Below are 15,176 nucleotides of genomic sequence, written 5' to 3' on the forward strand. Positions count from 1 at the left end.
CTCTCGGTTATTGATTGAATATTCTTTATTATCTTACACAAAATACAAAATTTAGTAAATTATTATGTTTTTTATAAACAAAAATCCAGTTATACATACTGCATAACTGGATTTCTCATTATTTAATACCCTTTTTATTTTGCAAAAAAAGCATCCCTTAATTCCCTCTTCAACACTTTCCCTAAAGCATTTTTCGGTAAGTCTTCCATAAATACAACTTCTGGTATTTTATAGCTTGCCAATTTTTCTTTACAATGCTGCATAATCTCTTCTTCTGTTAAAGATGTTTGAATGTCTTTTACAATATACGCTGTTGGAACCTCTCCCCAAAAATCATTGGGAACTCCAACTACTGCAACTTCTAAAACACCATTGATTTCATGAATAACATCTTCTACTTGATCTGGATATACGTTGTCACCACCGCGTACGATAACATCTTTATATCTTCCCATAATATGTAGGAATCCATCATCATCTATCATGCCAGCATCACCCATGTTAAACCAATTATCTTTTACTACCTTTTTCGTCGCCATTTCATTATTCCAATATCCTTTAAACATGTACGGGCTTCTTACGTGAATCTCTCCAACTTCATTTGTTGTTAGTTCATGTCCTGTTTCTGGGTGAACAATTTTTAACTCTACATGTTTTAGTGTTTTCCCTACAGAAGACATCTTTTCATTTCCCATCATTGGATGCCATGAAGTTACAACCCAACCTTCTGTACTACCATAGCCTTGCACCATATAGATTCCTATTTCCAAATATTTTTGAATGAGCGTTTCTGGCACTTTTGTTCCACCGCTTTGTGCTACTTTAAAGGTTGAAATATTACGTTCTTTTTTATTTAGTTCATCAAGCATGTAGCTATAAACAGCCGGGAATGCAAGCATCGTAGTAATTTTCTCTTCTTCAATCTTATCCCAAATAAGAGTAGGATTCGAATCAGCTAAGAAAATCATCGTAACACCATGATAAATGCAATTTAAAATAGAAAGCACGCCACTCATATGAAACAATGGATGCACGGATAAAAAGCGTTCACCTGCTGGAATTTCTCTTTGCCCCGCAATCTCAGTAAAATAGTGATGTAAGTTTTTATGACCAATTACACATGCTTTTGCCTGTCCAGTCGTTCCTGAAGTAAATAAGTAAATTGCATCATCATCTTCATGAACGTCTACGGTCGGCTCTGTAATTGGCTGTTCTTGTAATTTTAATTCAAATGAACCAAAGCCTTCTTTTGTCGTTTCAATTACATAAGGAATTTCTTTAACAGCATCAACCTTTAATAAAACTTCACTAAACTCTTCATCAATAACTAGCACTTTTAATTTCGCTTCTTTTACAATCATTTCCAATTCATAAACAGTAAGCTGATGATTTAGCGGGATAAATATCGCTCCAATTTTTAAGCTTGCCATCATAACGCTTGGAAACGGGTGATTATTTTTGCATAAGATTCCTATACGATCCCCTCTTTGCACACCGTTATGTAACAAATAATGCGCAAACTGATTTACTCGTTCATTATACTGCTGAAATGAATATCTTTTTTCTCCGCCTACAAGCGCTTCCAAATTTGGTGATTGCATTGCTCTCTTTTGTAATAATTGTCGCATCGTTCTCAAATAAAACTCCCCTTTATATATGTTAGGGTTTTTATTTTACCAGATTAACTATTAATTCACTAAAGATTACACTTAGTGAATTTAAAACGAATAAAGTGAAACTTTAATCAGCCCTCACCAATCGGGCTTTTACAGGCAGCCCAAATCTCACCTAACTCCCTCGTATTCGCTGATTTTTGAGGTAGGAGTCCTGCTGTCCACAAATAGCGGGATTTAAAAATAGCCATCTACTTATCAAGTAAATGGCTATTTCTCCTTATATATTAGAATACTTCTTATTCATCACATATTGCACATACTCAGGCGCACTATTATTAATCTCTTCATCACTTAGCTTATATTCTGCACCATATAAATAAAACGAAGGTATAAACTCCATTCCCGTGTATAAGCTTGTAGCGTGAAATGGTTTCGTCAACTCAGCCATTGTGATCCCGCTATTTTCATAGTCTATTTCTAATCCACCTATAGAAATAGCTACACCAAACTCTTTTCCCTTCACTTTATCCCCTTTAGATCCGTAAGCAAATCCATATGTTAATACATCATCGAACCATTTTTTTAATAATGGTGGTGAGCTATACCAGTAAAGTGGAAATTGGAATATATATCGGTCGTGCTCTACTAACAGCTTTTGTTCTTCTTCAATATTAAACTCCCAATTTGGTGCCACTTTATATAATTCATGCACCGTAATTTCATCCGAATATTTCTCAAGTTCTTCTACCCATCTTTTATTAATTCGAGACTTTTCAATATCAGGATGTGCTACAATTACAAGTGTTTTCATATATTTTCTTCCCCCTTATAAATAATTCAAACGCTTTAGTATTAGTATGAATGAGTCACATATAATTGAAAAGTACGTACTTTCAGGTACTATAGGAACCTTGAGGTACCTTTGGAGGTGTTATATGAATCAAAATGATGACTGCCCAATTGCAACGACACTCGATGTAATTGGCGGAAAGTGGAAAGTTTATATTTTATGTGTTTTGATGGATGGAAAAATGCGAACAAATGAAATTAAACGAGAAATTCCAAACCTTACACAAAAAGTTCTTACACAGCAACTTCGGCAACTTGAAGCTGATGGGATTATCCATCGTACCGTATATCAAGAAGTACCACCAAAGGTTGAGTACACGATAAGTGAACACGGAAAATCTTTAATGCATATTATGAATGAACTATTTGAATGGGGAAAAGATCATCAGATGAAAAGATTAAATGACTAAAAGAACACTATCAATTTTGTTCAATCTTCTATGTCAAGAATTTTTCTAAAATTTCATAATAGGGTACCGTAACATGTGATTAACCTAAGGTTGAAAATTCCCCCAAAAATGGTAATTTTGTATTTTTATCGTTTTTTTGGGATAACTTGTTTTCTTAAGTTAATGGACATGGGACGTACCCACCATCTATCAATCCAAGAAGATTTAATTAGGAAAATGAAATTTTATAAAGTTTCGTATATACTTACTACATTTCCCTTATTAAACGCTCGCTCTATTTTTTCTAATCTCAATTGTACGTAAGCTATAAAGGAGCACCCCTAAACCAAGAATTTTTTCATTATTAGACGCATTAGAACCTAATGTAATAGTAGGTACATTTAAACCCATAAACCTTTCACTCCATTCTATAGGCATATATCCTTGTTTACCGATTGCTAATGTACGTCCTTCTATTGTACGGAGAGTGCTTTGAATAAAATCAAACTCAACTTCTACATCTGACAATTTTGTAGCTTTATCAGTCATCAAAGTACCACGTATCATAGTAAATCCTTGTATCATTTTTTCTTTAAACATACCAATCTGGTTATAATTCGAATCATAAGTTACCCAATCATATCCGTCCACTTCAGTATGAAAATATGCTATAATTTCCCCGCTACTTGTTTCTAATCCATAAACATCTTTATTATGTAAAAAAGGTATCACTGAAAAAAGAATATTAGATGAAACTATCTTTGTTCCTGCAATATATCCACCATCAGGATGATATAAACCAAATTGCTTGTTTCGTTTAGGTAATTCTAATACGACAAAAGTATCAACATCCCAAAATGTTGCATTACTTTTTATAGTATTTTTTTGTATCAGCTTCCCTTTTCTTAACTGCCAAAATCCAATTCCAAAAAAGATAGAAGAAGCGATAACAAAAAAGATAATCTGCCCCCAATTAACATGTCCCCAATCGTCATATACAGCGCATAACGCAAGAATAAAAATACCCGTTCCAATTAACAGTTTAAACTTCCCTTTTCTCTTATAGTAATCAAATAATTCCATTTCTATATTTCCACCCCTTATTTGTGTTCCCTGACTATTAATATATCAAAAATACAGAATGCCCTCTATCCAAAAATATGGGTTCCACTGCCCATGTCATTTGTTACTCTTCATAATTATCAACTTAATAAATTTTATTGCTGTCAATTGAGTTTTCATAAACTTTGTACATAAAGAACAGATAACTTAATGAACATGAAAGCCTTTTACCAACAAACTAAGATGAAATGTTATAATATATGTAAAAATCAAATATTCTTTAAAAATTACGTAAAGTGCTGCTTAAGATTATTAGTATGTTAGAGATTCCAAATAATTATAACGTTACCAGTTCAAATATTAATAGAGGTGAAATCATTGAAGAATCAATATATAGCAACACTTGTCGAAATCGTGTTAAAGCATATACCCAATGCAGCTGAGAAATCGATGTTATTTGCATTTTACAATGGGGTCGTCACGACGTATAGTTACTTTCATTATGAATCTATGAAAGTATTTGAACATGGCTCAGAAGGACTTCCATCTAATGAAATTATGGACAATATTCAAAGAGTACGTCATACCGGGGAATCGAACTGGACTGCATTTGTTTTAACTGTCAAAACAAATGGTTTATATGAAGTTGATTATTATGACGATTTAAATCCTACTTTAGAGTGCAGTTCTGCACTACTTTTACTTGCATACAGCCATTATCATATTGAACCAACCTCTGATTTTGGTAAATCACAACTACAAAGCGCTATTAAAGCCGAAAGTTTTAAGAAAACGTTAAACTACGCGTGTATGAGAAATGACATAGAAACAGTTAAAGAAAAGTTAGTAAACATTAAATTATCTACATTAAATAAAAAAGGACCTGATAGAAAAACGCCACTTCACATCGCTTGTCTAAATGGCAATATTGAGATTGTTACATTACTAGTAGAAGCAGGAGCAGATTTGAAAATTAAATATCATGGAGAAACACCTTTTGCCCTAGCATGCGGAAAAGGTAACGTAGAAATTATTAAATATTTAATTTCTAAAGGTGAAAATGCAAATGATATCATGGTCGGAAAAGTCACTCCTCTTCATTTAATTAGTAGTTCTGGTAATCAAGAAATTGTTCAATATATTTTAGAGCGTATTACAAATATAAATGCGGTGACAAACAGGAAACGTTCAGCTCTCCACTACGCAGTGGAGGATAACAATCTTGAAGCAGCAAAGGTTTTAATAGACAACGGTATTGATATGGAATTACTAGAAGAATACAAAAGGGGTGCATTAAGCCTTGCTTGCGGCCGCAATAAACCAGAGATGGCAGCGCTGTTGTTAGAAAATGGAGCTAATATCCATAGTACAGGACAAGGAAAAATCACACCGTTACATAGTGCATGTGAACAAGGCTTTATTGAAGTAGTTCGAGTGTTACTACAACATCAACCGAACTTGCATGAGAAAGCAACATTATACAGTATGCCAAAGAATGAAAAATTAAAAGAAACCCCCATCGAAACAGCCGAACGCCTTGGATACGATGAGATAGTCGAACTTTTGAGCTCAAAATTATGAGAAAGAATGAAAGTAAAATCAATATTTTTGTATTTTAGAGATAATACCATATCACTATCAAGCTAATTAAAAAGATACTCCTTAAAAGTAAAAAACGCTATTCTCTCTGTAAAATCATAGAAAAGAATAGCGTTTTTCATTTTGAAATCGTTTCATTTTGCTACTTGCTAGCTTCACGTTAAGAGTAGCAAAAAAATTGTCCAACAGGATGCCTATATCATTTAAATAAATAGTGTTATGGATAGTTATATAATTTGTTACTGCGAAGTCTAGCAAGTCATCATTTATACTAAACATGCCAATATTGATTTTGTGCGATTGTCCGTTACCTCATAATAAATTTCTAATCCTTTTCGAGTACCTGTTACGATTTTAGCAGCCTTTAGTTTGGATAAATGTTGACTAATTGTACTTTGGGGCATTTGTAAATTTCCATACATTGTTGTTACATTTGTAGCGCCTTTTGCAAGCATTATTTTTACTAAGGATAAACGGACAGGATGTGCCAATACCTTTAATACTTCAGCGATTTCTACATACATTTCTTTTTTTTCTTTCATGTTTCTTTCTCCCCTTTTATATAAATATTAATGATATCCATATATATAATTCGTAAGCATATATGTTTTTGTGTCCGTCATTTTAAAAAAATATAAAAAAACTTTACCCCGAAAACAAAGGAGTGCCTTAACATAACGTTTCACTATCAGTAATAAATAGAAATTTCGTTATGGAAGCAGAAGGTTTTATGTTACTACTCTATATTCAACTAGCTAAAATCAATGAAAAAGAGAGCAGATAATCTGTTCTCTTATGATGCCTCCTTATGTTCCGTGGAATGTTTAACACTCCCCATTCTCTTTAGTTTATTCCACCCTACTGCTACTCCTCGAATCGATGAGAATATAGATTTAATGACAACATACGTCATAAATTGACGATAAATAAAGCGTTGTAAAATTAACCATGCTAATGGTTTTGGATTCTCTTTCTCTAATTTAAATGCAAATAGTGAAGCGAGAAGATCTATGACAAAGAATACAAGATAAAATCCTAATACTTTTAGCGGATTGCTACCAAAAAGCCCCATAATCATTAATATATCTGCTAAAGGTGCAATAAATTGCAGAACATATTGGAATAACCACATATTGGGCAATGCAATAAATCCTAATGCTTTATGTTTGGAATGAAACAGCGCTTTTCGATGTTTCCAAAGACATTGGAGTGTACCGTATGACCAACGATATCGTTGTTTAATGAGACTTTTCACATCTTCAGGTGACTCCGTAAAAGCATATGCTTTTTCTTCATATACAATTCTATGTCCTTGACGTAAAAATGTAATAGTAAGATCCGTATCTTCTGCCAATGTGTCTTCGCTTAAATAACCAGATTCAACTACATTCTTTTTACGCCATGCTCCAATCGCTCCAGGAACAACTGTAATACAATTTAACTCATCAAAAGCTCTACGTTCTAAGTTAAATCCTGTAATATACTCAACATGTTGCCAAGTAGTCAATAAATTCCGTCTATTCCCAACTTTAACATTCCCTGAAACTGCCGCTACATTATGATCTTCAAAGTGTCTAATCATTAAAGAAATAGCATCTTGTGCAATAATAGTATCTGCATCTAACGTAACAATGATTTCTCCTCGTGATTGCTGAAACCCTAAATTCATTGCCGATGATTTTCCGCCGTTTTCTTTCTGAATTAAACGAACTTTAGGATGCTTATAAAATGTTTCTTCCATTACTTTTGACGTACCATCTTTCGATCCGTCATCCACAACAATAACTTCAAACTCTCTATAATCACTATCCAAAATGGAGCGAATCGTCTTAGCTATCACCTTTTCTTCATTATATGCTGCTATGACAACAGTAACGAAAGGTTGATAAGAAGAATTAGTAAATAAGCGGGCGCTTACTGTCTTTTTCTGCTTGTATGCAAAATAAATTAAAAATAGGAATCGAAAAATACCTAATCCAATAGCAATATAAAAAATCGTTGTTAATATATGCTTTGCATATCCCGCTCCTGAAAAGACAGCTTTATTGTAAAGTAAATATTGCTTACCCTCAGAAGAAACAGGTGGCATAATTTCATCTCGTTCTTTATTCATTAAATCTGAAATTGTTACAAAACTATATCCATGCTTTTTTAGGTCTTTAATAATGATCGGGAGCGCCTCTACTGTATGGGTACGATTCCCTCCCGCATCATGGAGAAGAATAATATTTCCCTCTCCCTTATAAATAGGATTAAGAGCACGTCTTACTAATTCATTTGTTGATGGTGTTGCCCAGTCTTCGGGATCAACTTTTTCCCCTACCATTGTATAGTTCATATTTTGTGCACGTAAAATAGGCAATATTTCATTTGATGAATCCGGGTTAGCATCCGCTTCATATGGTGGTCTAAATAAAACCGTAGAATGTCCAGTTACTTCCTGAATTAAACGTTGCGTCGTATTAAGTTCTACTTTCGTTCGTAGTAAAGACGTATCAGCTATGTTAGGATGCTTGAAAGTATGATTGCCAATTTCATGCCCTTCATCGTATATTCTTTTTACAATATTAGTATTTAGTTGCGCGTTTTCACCAAGTACAAAAAAAGCAGCATTTATTTTATTCTCTTTTAATATATCTAATATTTCTGGCGTATATTTCGGGTCTGGTCCATCATCAAATGTTAATACTACTTGTTTTCCATTTGGTTTTCCATATCGTTGCACTTCATACGCAGATGGTAAGGAGTGATATACTTCATCTGTAAGGTAACCATCTTTGCCTACTTTAAAATCTCTCAATCCATTTTTTCTTTCATTCTCAATCTGTAAAATTTCACCTTGTCCAGAATAATTTACTTCATCTAAACTATTGATTTTATGTAATACATTAGGATTTTTTTGTACCTCAATAGGATTTTTTAAAACCTTCCATATTGTAGGGTCTTCTGCTCCTAGTCTCCATAATGCAAACCCCTTTGCATTGTTGTCCATTGCGATTTTTACTTGATTATAGAGAGTAACACCGTCTAAGAACCAAGCAGTATGTTCTTTCTCTCCTGTTTTATATCTAAAATAAGGGTTTCCACTCATCTTATCCCATTGTATTTTCATATTTGAATCATGAGCCATTGCCATAACTTCTGAGAAAGTTAAAGACTTCGCAGCTACTTTACTATTTACTTCCCAATCATATCCATAGTTACCGAAAGCAACTATAAGCTTATTAGACGGAATATTCAGTTCTTTCAATGTATGTTGGAACCATTTATTTGAAGCAATTGGTCCTGGTTCCCCAGCTCCATAGTGCTCATCGTACATCATTACAATCATTCGATCTATTATTTTTGCTAACGCACTATAATCAAAAGCCTTATCATTAGCTGGAACATCTTGTGTAACGAGTAAATCATGTTCATGAAATTCCGTAGTAAGTTCTTTCATAAAATTTGTTAAGTTTTCTCTATCACTTTCAGGTACAGCCTCAAAGTCAATATTAATACCTGAAAACTGATTCTTTTTAACTTGGCTTACTAAATCATTAATAAACTTTGTCTTTACATCGTTTGAAGAATTCAGTAACTTATGAATTAGCCCACTATCAGGACCAGAAGCTTCCTCAGTATAGTTAGTAAGCAAAGGCATAATCTTCACTTGATTTTTTTCTGCCAACTTTACTATCTCAGGTTTTATCTCACTTCTAATCGTTAAATCTGCTTTTAAATGATACCACTCTGGTACTAACGTAGTTAATGAATCGATATTTTCTTTTAAAGAAGCGGTACTATTTTCATCCCAGTTTACATAAAAACCATACACTTCTTTAGGTTGTTTACTATCCTTCGGCGAATTCACCAAATTTTTATTATCCTTCGTTTCGGTATTTAGTTTAAATTCTTCCTTCTTTAACTGCTGATCACTAAGTTTTTGATTAATTGGTACAAGTTTAGTATCTTGTTGTACAGCGGTATTCATATTTGGAATTTCTGGTGTTGAAAAAATACTTTGAAAGAAAAAATAAAATACAACACTTACACTAACTATTGAGATACATAGAAACCAAATAAAGGCTATGTTTCTCCTTCCTTTCGGATCATAAAAAACAGGTTTTTCTTTATCTTTCTCTTGTTGAATGTTTTTCTCCATTATATTTTTCACATACTCCTTCTTAATAGAACTATAAAATAATAAAGTGCAACTTTAATCAGCCCTCACCAATTGTGCATTTACAAGCAGCCCAACTCCCACCTAACTTCTTTGCCCCAGCCAAATTTTGAGATGGGAGTTTTACTGCCCACAATAGCGAGATACATCCTTTTAGCTTTGAAATGACTCTCTCACTTCCAGATTCTATTGATTCTTCTTTTCATTCCCTTGCTGGTGGCCTCTATTTTCTTGTTGAGACCCCCTACTATTGTTCCCTTGCTCGTTTCCATCATTTTCTTTCTGGGATCCTCTTCCATTGTTCCCTTGCTGATTCCCATTATTTCCTTGTTGAGGATTTCTTCCATTGTTCCCTTGCTGATTTCCATTATTCTCTTGTTGAGATCCTCTTCCGTTGTTCCCTTGCTCATTTCCATTATCCCCTTGTTGGGATCCTCTTCCGTTGTTCCCTTGCTCATTCCCATTATTTCCTTGTTGAGATCCTCTTCCGTTGTTCCCTTGCCCATTTCCATTATTCCCTTGTTGTGATCCTCTTCCGTTGTTCCCTTGCCCATTTCCATTATTCCCTTGTTGTGATCCTCTTCCGTTGTTCCCTTGCCCATTTCCATTATTCCCTTGTTGTGACCCTCTTCCGTTGTTCCCTTGCTGATTCCCATTATTTCCTTGTTGAGATTCTCTACTGTTATTCTCCTGCTGATTCCCTCTATTTTCTTGCTGAGATCCTCTTCCATTGTTTTCTTTTATTTGCTTCGATGGCTGTTCCTCTGTTTTCTTTTGTTCTTTCTGCTCTTGCTTTTCATATTTTTTTTCGTCTACAGGAGACAAATCCAGTGATGCATTAGGAGATGACTCCGGCTGTGATTGCACCTCTTCTTCATTTTCCACCGGATTAGACGGCATGGCAGGGGGAGTAAGCGATTTGTTCTTTTCATTCTCTTGCTTTATATAGACACCTGTGCCAATTCCAGCTTTTCTAGCATTCTCTCGTACTTGCATCGTGCTACTTTGATATTCAACTGTAATATGTTTTAGCTCATATTCTTTCTTTAATTCTTTCATTGCCTTTTCCAACTGTGGTTCTAGTGCCTTGTCCTTTGCAACAGCTGTTAGCATAACTTGCTTATCATTCGTTAAATACTTATCCTCTTGGCTTTGCTTTATAATAGTACGTATTACTTCTTGCAATTGTTTATTTTCCCATTGCTTCAATTCTTTTAAAATACGCCTTCCATCATCATTACAAGCCTGTAAATCTATAACACGAAAATCCCTCGTTACGCTCACCTCTAAACTTGGATTTATATCAACTGAGACGTAAGCAAATACTTTTTCTTCTGGTTGGTTGTAGAAAAACAACACTGCAAATAGAAAACAAGCAACAAGTATTGATGCAGGCTTTAAAAAGGAAGGAATCGAAAAATGCGATGCTTTTTGTTCTTGCTCATCAAATGAGATTTCCTCCCCGATCATGCAAGAATCCCCTTTTCTTTTACACGTAATAAACTCTCCATTTGGTGTTAAAACAACTACGCTATGCTTTTTTATATCCATCACAATTCCTTTATTCATCATGCTTTTCCCCTCTTATGTAATCCAGAATATATGTATAGTTGTTTGCAAAAATAATACACATTGCAATAATGTATTTTCTATGTCGTTCCAACGTTTTACGACTTACCCTAACACGCGGTTCAATATGTTTAAGCGGTAACTTTTTCTTTCGGAACAGCTCTTCCATCATTTCCTCTTCTTTTATAATAATTTTCACAATTTCTATTAAGTGCTCACGCGTATCACGATGCTTAGGAGATTCTTTAGCAAGCTCTGAGAATGTGATTTTAAACTCAGCTAGCACACTTTGAAAATGAAGAATTTCCTCCTTACGGTTACTATTTTCCATCTCTTTCATATACTCCGTAAGCGACACTTGCATTTCTAACATTTCCTCTTGCTCATCTTCTTTTAAAAAGACAAAGTTATGTTTAGACTCTTTACGTATATAGTCAATTACATCTCTTTTTATAAGAAGATCAGCAAACGCTAAAAAGGATTTTCCTTTTGTATATGAATACTGTTCAATTGCTTCGTTAAACGCAAACAATCCAATGCTATATTCATCATCCTGTTCTGTAATATATCGGCGGCAGACAGATGAAATTGATTTTCTAATAAAAGGCTGATACTGTACGATAAATGCTTCTTTATCTGCTTCGTTGTTTTGTATGTTACATACGATATCTTCTATTTTCGGTTTTCTTAAGATCTTCATTACTAAACTCAACACTTGTAATCTCCCAGCCTCCTTCAAATAGCAAAATGGCCACTACACAAGTGACCATTTAACCAGATTTTCTTGGTACTTTTCTTCGGTCTTGTTTTCTTGCTGTTAGTTATATTTTTAGAGTCTAACTTTTTCCAACGTTTTCTTAATGATTTTCCTTTTCTCTCGGCACTAAAGTTAAGTTTGTATTTTTATCTACTTTCTTATTTTCTACCGTTCGTTTTGCTTATTCTTTTTCTATTTTATCTGCAATCCTTGAATAACTCTCCTCTATACCATTGGTAATTTCATCCTTTTATTTTAGATGCCCACCTAATCTAGTAATTTTATTAATACTTCTATATTCTTTCATAGTCATTTTTCTTCTAATTATTTTCTTCACTATACATATTCGGAGGAATACATAGTTTTATGGGGGTCAAAAAATATTTTTATAAAAAATACATATTTATTTCAAAAATAAAAAACCATCAATTTGAAAAAGGATAATCAAATTGATGGTTTTCTTATAATATCTATTAAATTAAGTTGGATTCTCATTATATCTAAAAAAGTACTAGCTATCCTCTGCCGATTTTCTCCATTTTTATCTTTCTTGGTTATCATAATATGTCTTATCTGCGTATTTTCTATCATTTCCTTTTAGATAAGCTAAAATTACTTTTGGATTTTTAAGTAAAGTCCAGTCTCCATATGTATCAAATCTTCTGCATGAAGTTATCATTCCATTTTTAATAGTACCGAATTTCTTATTATTTTTCTTTCCCCATTCTTTTAACCGTTTAGCGAAATCTGCATCTTCTGCCATAAGCATGTTTTCATTAAATCCGTTGATTGCCATAAAGTCTTTTCTATAGCACCAAAAAATCCCTACAGATATAGCTCCGTACTTAAAAAGTAAGGGAATTATTATTAACATTGCGGAGAGAAATATTCCTAAAGATATTCTTTCAAACTTCCCATTTACCCCACCACCAATGTATTTACCTGAAGTTAAATATTTATCTACATTAGACAACATAGACTCTGTCATTATGGTATCAGCGTCTATAGTGACGATTATTTCTCCATTAGCTATTTTAGCCCCTGCATTTCGAATTTTAGATAAGTTTTTATCGTTATTTTTCAATGTAACACAATTATAAGATTTTGCTATTTCCTCTGTTTTATCTGTGCAACGATTTAAAACAACTATAACTTCCGTTTGCTCTTTATATGCCTCTGATGCCTTTGCAATTGAATCTAAACATTTTCTAATGTACTTTTCTTCATTATGTGCAGGAATTATAATAGAAAATTTCACATCTTTTTTCAAATTGACTCCTGAAAATTCGTTTGTCTCAGTCATAATATTCCCCCCTTATTTTATAAGGTAAATATCTGCTATACATAACTTATATTAATATTTATTAGGTTATATTATAGAAACTGCAGATAAAGAGGCTCTTACTGTCGACGTTCAAAAGCAAGACGTACAGCAAGCCCCGTTAAAACACTTGCCATAAGCCAACGCTGTACTCGTAGCCACGTTGGGCGTGTGCCAAACCATTTTGCAATTTTACTTGCTGTACATACAATTACAAGGTTAACTATAAAGCTAACAGTGATTTGCGTAAGCCCCAAAACTGCACCTTGAAAAAGCAACGATCCCTTCTCTGGATCTTCAAATTGAGGTAGAAGTGATACATACAAAATAGCAATCTTTGGATTCAGAAGATTCGTCATGAGTCCCATCAGAAATAATTTCCTTGGTGGCTCATTAGAAATCATACGAGGTTCCATAATAGATGTAGCACCCGGTTTTATCGAATTCCAGGCGAGCCAGAGCAAGTAAGCAGCACCTGCCCACTTTACTGCTTCATATACAGCGGGAACAGCAACGAATAGAACTGTAAGTCCAAACATAGTTGCGATTATATAGATTACAAATCCGAGCATGATGCCCAATAAAGAAATAAATCCCGCCATACGTCCCTGCGTAACGGAACGGGAAATGAGGTAAATCATATTAGGCCCAGGTGAACAAACCATGCTAAGCGAAACAATTGCAAAAGCTACCAAGGTACTCAAGCTGACCATAAACCTTCCCCCTTTATGTTACATAAAATTTCCTATTGTACATTTTATCATGATTGAGGAGAGAAAAGATTCATACTTCTCGCTCCCTTAAGTAAAACTTTAAAATCTCCTTGAATAAATCTATTTTTTTAAATGAAATATCAACGGCATTTTATGTCTAATTCGTATAGGTGTTAGCAAGTTCGTTTGCAAACTTGTTAGCACTTTTTATTTGATCGAATACCAATGGTTATTTACTACACCGTTTAACTCATCCGCTAATGCATCCAATCTTCCCCCTTCCCCTTCACCAAGTTCTTTCAAATAATTTCCATGGTAATTTCTTTAAATCATTTTATTACATCCTATTCTTGTAAATCTAATTATTTGAATGTGAAATTATAAATAAGTTTTAACATTTTGAATCGAGGTGAAAATCATGAGAAGTTTTGGCTCATTAATGATCTCTACTGTTTGTTCAGTACTTCTTATAATTTGGAATGTCTATTCCTTCTATAACGGATTCACAACAGGACGCACATACTACTGGATTAATGGCATCGCAGCTGTTATCTTCCTTTTATTCTTTTTCCTCAACATGCGTGATTTTAAAAAGAAAAACTACAGAGCCTCATGACAATAAGAGTTGATACATATGTGGAAAAGAATTAAGAATTATAGATTGAGCTTAAAAGATTTAAAGTTCATGTTATGGTTGTTCAGTATAACTTGTTTTATATACAGCTACAATTTCATTACAGGATTAGCTTTTGACCACAAATTCCAAGTCTATTATTTAGGTGGTGCTATAGCTACATACGCCGCATTTATAGATACTAAAAATAGGATTAAAAATAAAATTTATAAGACAGCGTAATTTAAAAGGAATCCTTTATGGTTTCCTTTTTTCTATGCAAAATAAAAAAGAAGCGGATTCGCTACTTTTACTTGTTCCAATCTTTAAAATCGGTATATTTACTATAAGCTGTTTCGGTTGCATTTCCTTGCCAACGATTCTTAGCGTTTTCTCTTTTATCTTTCACATTAAGTTCGCTTATATCTTCATTTTCGCTTAGCCATTCTGGATTATCATAGCGTATTTATTGTTGAACATCCCTGTTTTAACGTTTTGAATCGTTCGCCTAAAATTTATTATACAA

At 33.7% G+C, this 15,176-nt stretch carries 13 protein-coding genes; 4 read left to right on the plus strand and 9 right to left on the minus strand.

What is annotated here, in order from left to right; all coding sequences use genetic code 11:
* Positions 1-134: 134 nt before the first annotated feature.
* Positions 135-1,637, minus strand: a complete 1,503-nt coding sequence (locus tag BTOYO_RS03165) for a class I adenylate-forming enzyme family protein (RefSeq protein ID WP_001259977.1) — start codon at positions 1,635-1,637, stop codon at positions 135-137.
* A 256-nt stretch (positions 1,638-1,893) separates the two neighbouring features.
* Complete coding sequence (locus BTOYO_RS03170) at positions 1,894-2,427, minus strand: NAD(P)H-dependent oxidoreductase (RefSeq protein WP_000855237.1); 534 nt, start codon at positions 2,425-2,427, stop codon at positions 1,894-1,896.
* 124 nt (positions 2,428-2,551) lie between these two features.
* On the opposite strand from BTOYO_RS03170, the gene BTOYO_RS03175 reads away from it, so the two are divergent.
* Positions 2,552-2,875: a winged helix-turn-helix transcriptional regulator gene (locus tag BTOYO_RS03175; RefSeq protein WP_001072967.1), complete on the plus strand. Its 324-nt coding sequence runs from the start codon at positions 2,552-2,554 to the stop codon at positions 2,873-2,875.
* A 261-nt stretch (positions 2,876-3,136) separates the two neighbouring features.
* On the opposite strand, the gene BTOYO_RS27240 is transcribed toward BTOYO_RS03175, so the two are convergent.
* Positions 3,137-3,937 (minus strand): hypothetical protein, encoded by an 801-nt coding sequence (locus tag BTOYO_RS27240; RefSeq protein WP_000418467.1) that lies wholly within the window; start codon positions 3,935-3,937, stop codon positions 3,137-3,139.
* A 357-nt stretch (positions 3,938-4,294) separates the two neighbouring features.
* On the opposite strand from BTOYO_RS27240, the gene BTOYO_RS03185 reads away from it, so the two are divergent.
* A complete protein-coding gene (locus BTOYO_RS03185) occupies positions 4,295-5,497 on the plus strand; it encodes an ankyrin repeat domain-containing protein (protein WP_000795995.1) in 1,203 nt (400 codons plus the stop codon).
* 284 nt (positions 5,498-5,781) lie between these two features.
* Here BTOYO_RS03185 and BTOYO_RS03195 read toward each other — a convergent pair whose 3' ends face one another.
* From BTOYO_RS03195 to BTOYO_RS03220, 6 genes are all read right to left on the minus strand, one after another.
* Complete coding sequence (locus tag BTOYO_RS03195) at positions 5,782-6,057, minus strand: ArsR/SmtB family transcription factor (RefSeq protein WP_000660069.1); 276 nt, start codon at positions 6,055-6,057, stop codon at positions 5,782-5,784.
* Between the two features lie 251 nt (positions 6,058-6,308).
* Positions 6,309-9,659: a trifunctional glycoside hydrolase family 18/polysaccharide deacetylase/glycosyltransferase family 2 protein gene (locus BTOYO_RS03200; RefSeq protein WP_000414304.1), complete on the minus strand. Its 3,351-nt coding sequence runs from the start codon at positions 9,657-9,659 to the stop codon at positions 6,309-6,311.
* A 204-nt stretch (positions 9,660-9,863) separates the two neighbouring features.
* On the minus strand, positions 9,864-11,249 hold the full coding sequence (locus tag BTOYO_RS03205; RefSeq protein ID WP_000981232.1) for an anti-sigma factor domain-containing protein: 1,386 nt from the start codon (positions 11,247-11,249) through the stop codon (positions 9,864-9,866).
* Positions 11,239-11,961 (minus strand): RNA polymerase sigma factor SigI, encoded by a 723-nt coding sequence (gene sigI / locus BTOYO_RS03210; protein WP_002093524.1) that lies wholly within the window; start codon positions 11,959-11,961, stop codon positions 11,239-11,241. Before sigI ends, BTOYO_RS03205 begins: the two co-directional genes overlap by 11 nt.
* Positions 11,962-12,544: 583 nt before the next feature.
* Positions 12,545-13,306 carry a glycosyltransferase family 2 protein gene (locus BTOYO_RS03215; protein ID WP_000140994.1) on the minus strand — a complete coding sequence of 254 codons (762 nt, stop codon included), beginning with the start codon at positions 13,304-13,306 and terminating at the stop codon, positions 12,545-12,547.
* Between the two features lie 98 nt (positions 13,307-13,404).
* Complete coding sequence (locus BTOYO_RS03220; RefSeq protein ID WP_000254117.1) at positions 13,405-14,037, minus strand: LysE family translocator; 633 nt, start codon at positions 14,035-14,037, stop codon at positions 13,405-13,407.
* A 418-nt stretch (positions 14,038-14,455) separates the two neighbouring features.
* Between BTOYO_RS03220 and BTOYO_RS27910 the strand changes: the two genes are divergently transcribed.
* Both BTOYO_RS27910 and BTOYO_RS03225 read left to right on the plus strand, forming a co-directional pair.
* A complete protein-coding gene (locus BTOYO_RS27910) occupies positions 14,456-14,653 on the plus strand; it encodes a hypothetical protein (protein ID WP_002104975.1) in 198 nt (65 codons plus the stop codon).
* Between the two features lie 18 nt (positions 14,654-14,671).
* Positions 14,672-14,893 carry a hypothetical protein gene (locus tag BTOYO_RS03225; RefSeq protein ID WP_000265911.1) on the plus strand — a complete coding sequence of 74 codons (222 nt, stop codon included), beginning with the start codon at positions 14,672-14,674 and terminating at the stop codon, positions 14,891-14,893.
* Positions 14,894-15,176: the final 283 nt, after the last annotated feature.

It is taken from the genome of Bacillus toyonensis BCT-7112 (assembly GCF_000496285.1).
In the GTDB taxonomy this organism is placed as follows: domain Bacteria; phylum Bacillota; class Bacilli; order Bacillales; family Bacillaceae_G; genus Bacillus_A; species Bacillus_A toyonensis.

What these genes read in the sequence shown, in the direction of transcription:
- BTOYO_RS03170 (WP_000855237.1), bottom strand. Translation starts at nt 2,427, where the DNA reads ATGAAAACACTTGTAATTGTAGCACATCCTGATATTGAAAAGTCTCGA.
- BTOYO_RS03175 (WP_001072967.1), top strand. Translation starts at nt 2,552, where the DNA reads ATGAATCAAAATGATGACTGCCCAATTGCAACGACACTCGATGTAATT.
- BTOYO_RS27240 (WP_000418467.1), bottom strand. Translation starts at nt 3,937, where the DNA reads ATGGAATTATTTGATTACTATAAGAGAAAAGGGAAGTTTAAACTGTTA.
- BTOYO_RS03195 (WP_000660069.1), bottom strand. Translation starts at nt 6,057, where the DNA reads ATGAAAGAAAAAAAAGAAATGTATGTAGAAATCGCTGAAGTATTAAAG.
- BTOYO_RS03200 (WP_000414304.1), bottom strand. Translation starts at nt 9,659, where the DNA reads ATGGAGAAAAACATTCAACAAGAGAAAGATAAAGAAAAACCTGTTTTT.
- BTOYO_RS03205 (WP_000981232.1), bottom strand. Translation starts at nt 11,249, where the DNA reads ATGATGAATAAAGGAATTGTGATGGATATAAAAAAGCATAGCGTAGTT.
- BTOYO_RS03215 (WP_000140994.1), bottom strand. Translation starts at nt 13,306, where the DNA reads ATGACTGAGACAAACGAATTTTCAGGAGTCAATTTGAAAAAAGATGTG.
- BTOYO_RS03220 (WP_000254117.1), bottom strand. Translation starts at nt 14,037, where the DNA reads ATGGTCAGCTTGAGTACCTTGGTAGCTTTTGCAATTGTTTCGCTTAGC.
- BTOYO_RS27910 (WP_002104975.1), top strand. Translation starts at nt 14,456, where the DNA reads ATGAGAAGTTTTGGCTCATTAATGATCTCTACTGTTTGTTCAGTACTT.
- BTOYO_RS03225 (WP_000265911.1), top strand. Translation starts at nt 14,672, where the DNA reads ATGTGGAAAAGAATTAAGAATTATAGATTGAGCTTAAAAGATTTAAAG.